Annotated in this window: 2 protein-coding genes and 2 pseudogenes; 3 read left to right on the top strand and 1 reads right to left on the bottom strand. The window is 69.4% G+C overall.

Translation table 11 applies throughout. The features are described from left to right. Positions 1–130: 130 nt before the first annotated feature. A pseudogene (locus tag GPT34_RS17660) lies at positions 131–325 on the bottom strand (transposase); the annotation flags it as partial. A 123-nt stretch (positions 326–448) separates the two neighbouring features. Between GPT34_RS17660 and istA the strand changes: the two are divergent. The 3 genes and pseudogenes from istA to GPT34_RS17645 form a co-directional block, all read left to right on the top strand. After that, positions 449–1,966: an IS21 family transposase gene (istA, locus tag GPT34_RS17655; protein WP_291015336.1), complete on the top strand. Its 1,518-nt coding sequence runs from the start codon at positions 449–451 to the stop codon at positions 1,964–1,966. Further along, a complete protein-coding gene (gene istB, locus GPT34_RS17650) occupies positions 1,963–2,784 on the top strand; it encodes an IS21-like element helper ATPase IstB (RefSeq protein WP_291015334.1) in 822 nt (273 codons plus the stop codon). The genes istA and istB overlap by 4 nt, the downstream gene beginning before the upstream one ends. 207 nt (positions 2,785–2,991) lie before the next feature. Beyond that, a pseudogene (locus GPT34_RS17645) lies at positions 2,992–3,185 on the top strand (IS21 family transposase); the annotation flags it as partial.

Below are 3,185 nucleotides of genomic sequence, written 5' to 3'. Positions count from 1 at the left end.
AGTAGACCGACCGCCGGCGGCGCTCATCTGCGGCCGGCGCTGAACGATATCGGTGCGCGCTGTGACCTTCTCGCTGCCGAAGTGGCCCGCTTCGGGGCGTCTTGCAGGCCCACTGCCCGCACATCCCCCGTCACGGACGCACTCCCGCACCGAGAAGGTTCCTGGCCATGTACAGGTTGGCCAGTCCCAGCGCCACGAACGAGCGCGTGGCGTTCTTCGCCAGGCCCCGGTAGCGCACCTTGCTGAAACCCCACTGCCGCTTGACGACGGCGAAGACGTGCTCCACCCGCGAACGCACCCTCGACTTGCTGCGGTTGACCAGGCGTCTGGTTGACGACAATTACCTTGGCCGGCCGACGACAACTATCTTGGCCGGTTGAGGCCGACGCCGGGGAGGTCCGGGGTGCGGGGATAGCGTGTGGGGATCGAACGGATCGGACCCACACGGATGCCCGGCAAGAAGATCACGGACCACCAAGTGCACAAGTACAAGGACCACCGCAAGACGCTCACGCAGGTGGCGGCTGCCGCCAAGACAGGGCTGAGCGAGCGCAGCGCCAGACGCATCGAGCGCAGCCAGACGCTGCCCTCACAGAAGCCGCCACGCAGTTGGCGCACCCGCAGCGACCCGCTGGCCGACGTCTGGGACGTCGAAGTCGTGCCGCTGTTGCAGACCGACCCGCTGCTCAATGCGGTGACGCTGCTCGAAGAGTTGCAGCGCCGCCATCCCGGCCAGTACGGCCAGAGCCTGCTGCGCACGCTGCAGCGCCGCGTGCGCCAGTGGCGCGCGCTGCATGGCGCGGAGCGTGAGGTCTTCTTCGCGCAAGAGCATCCACCGGCTCGCCTGGGCCTGTCGGACTTCACCGTCGCTGACGACCTGGGCGTGCTGATCGACGGCCAGGCCTTCGACCACCGCCTGTACCAGTTCACCCTGGCGCACTCCGGCTGGCGCCATGCACTGGTCGTCACCGGCGGGGAGAGCTTCCTAGCGCTGGCTACGGGGCTGCAGGCCGCGCTGTGGCGACTGGGCGGCGTGCCCGAGGAGCACCGCACCGACAGCCTGTCGGCTGCCTTCAACAACCTGGCCGAGCAGGAGGAGCTCACCCGCCGGTACAGCGACCTGTGCCGCCATTACGGCATGCGCGCCAGCCGCTGCAACCCCGGGCAGTCGCACGAGAACGGCTCGGTGGAGTCGCGGCACGACTCGTTGAAGACGGCGCTGGACCAGGCACTGCGGCTGCGCGGCTCGCGCCGCTTCGACGACCTGGCCGGCTACGAGGCCCTCGTCGATCAGATCGTGCAGCGCTTCAATGGCCGCGTGGCCCAGCGGCTGGCTGCCGAACGCGAGATGCTCAAGCCCTTGCCGCCACGGCGCACTGCCGAGTACGAGGAGTTGGCGGCGCGGGTAAGCAAGTACGCCATCTTCACCGTCAGGGGCGCCCAGTACAGCGCCCCCAGCCAGCTCATCGGCCACCGGCTCATGGTGCGCCTGTACGCGCAGCACATCGAGTGCTGGCTGGGTGGCCAGCGCGTGCTGCAGCGCCCGCGCGCCACCCCGCACAGCGGCCAGCGCCACGCCCGCGACATCGACTACCGGCACCTGGTGGCCGCGCTCAAGCGCAAGCCCGGTGCCTTCGCGCGCTGGGTGCTGCGCGATGCGGTCTTCCCGCGGGCGGTCTACCGCCAGACCTGGGAGCGGCTGGCCGCTGCGGTGCCCGAGCGCCAAGCCTGCAAGACCATCGTCGGGCTGCTCGCGCTGGCCGCAGACGGTCACGAGGCGCAGCTGGCCAGCGAGCTCGAGCAGCTCATCGAGCTCGACCAGCTGCCCGACCTGGCCGCCCTGAGCGCGTTGCTGGCGCCGCCCAGCGGCGAGGTCCCCGCCGTGGCGGTGCAACTGCCCGACCTGGCCGAGTACGACCGGCTGCTGGCGCCTGAGCAGGCCCGCGTCCAGGAGGTGACACCATGAGCGGCGCAACCATGGCCGCGGGGCGGCTGGACCTGATGCTCACCGAGCTGCGACTGCCCACGGTGCGGCGACTGGCCGAGGACGTGTGTGCGCAGTCCGACCGCGAGGGATGGCCAGCCCGGCGGTTGCTGGAAGCGCTGCTGGAGCACGAGCTGGCCGAGCGCGAGACCCGTCGCATCGACCGCCACCGTGCCGAGTCCTGCCTGAGCCCAGATAAGCGCCTGTCCAGCTTCGACTTCGCGGCGGTGCCCAACGTCTCCAAGGCGCAGGTCATGGCGCTGGCCGATGCCCAGGAGTGGCTTGATCGCGGGGCCAACGTGCTGCTGTTCGGACCACCCGGGGTGGGCAAGAGCCATCTGGTGTGCGCCCTGGGTCATGCCCTCATCGACGCTGGGCGTAGGGTGCTGTTCACGCGGTGCAGCGATCTCGTGCAACGGCTGCAGGCCGCCAGGCGGGATCTGCGGCTGCCGCAGGAGCTGGCCAAGCTCGACCGCTTCGACCTGCTCATCCTGGACGACCTGAGTTACGTGCGCCGCGATCAGGCCGAGACCTCGGTGCTGTTCGAGCTCATCGCCGAACGCTACGAGCGCAAGAGCCTGGCCATCACGGCCAACACGCCGTTCTCGGAGTGGGGGCAGGTGTTCGTGGAGCCCGCGATGACGCTGGCGGCCGTGGACCGGCTGGTGCACCACTCGACCATCTTGGAAATGAACGTGGAGAGCTACCGGCGCCGATCTGCACAGGCCGCCCAGCCTGCTCAGCCCGCCACCCGGCGCGGACGCGGCCACGACAGCAACGCCCCGACCGAACAACGCTGAGCGCGAGGGGCAGCGGTGGACAAGTCACCTGCCCACAGGACAAGCCTGTGGACAGCCCCTGCGGGGTCCGTGACTTGACCACCGCTTCACGAGAAAAGGGAGGAAGACGAAGACCGAACAGCCACATCCAGATCAACGACAACTACGCCCGCCCCCACCGGCCAGGATAGTTGTCGTCGAGCGGCCAAGATAGTTGACGCCGGCCAGTGGGACGAAGTCCGCCACCCCGAGCATGACCAGTTCAGCGTGGCCGAGATGCTCGAGCACGAGAGGCCGCACCTGATGCCCATGCCCGAGCCCTTCGACGGGTACGTGGAGAACCCGGCGCGGGTGAGCAGCACCTGCCTGGTGACGGTGGCGCGCAACCGCTACTCGGTGCCCTGCGAGCTGGCCGGTCAGAT

This window comes from Hydrogenophaga sp. (assembly GCF_011390835.1).
Classification (GTDB): Bacteria; Pseudomonadota; Gammaproteobacteria; order Burkholderiales; family Burkholderiaceae_C; genus Hydrogenophaga.
The sequence above is the reverse complement of the archived record's forward strand: the minus strand, read 5'-3'. Positions and strand labels throughout refer to the sequence as shown.

What these genes read in the sequence shown, in the direction of transcription:
- istA (WP_291015336.1), top strand. Translation starts at nt 449, where the DNA reads ATGCCCGGCAAGAAGATCACGGACCACCAAGTGCACAAGTACAAGGAC.
- istB (WP_291015334.1), top strand. Translation starts at nt 1,963, where the DNA reads ATGAGCGGCGCAACCATGGCCGCGGGGCGGCTGGACCTGATGCTCACC.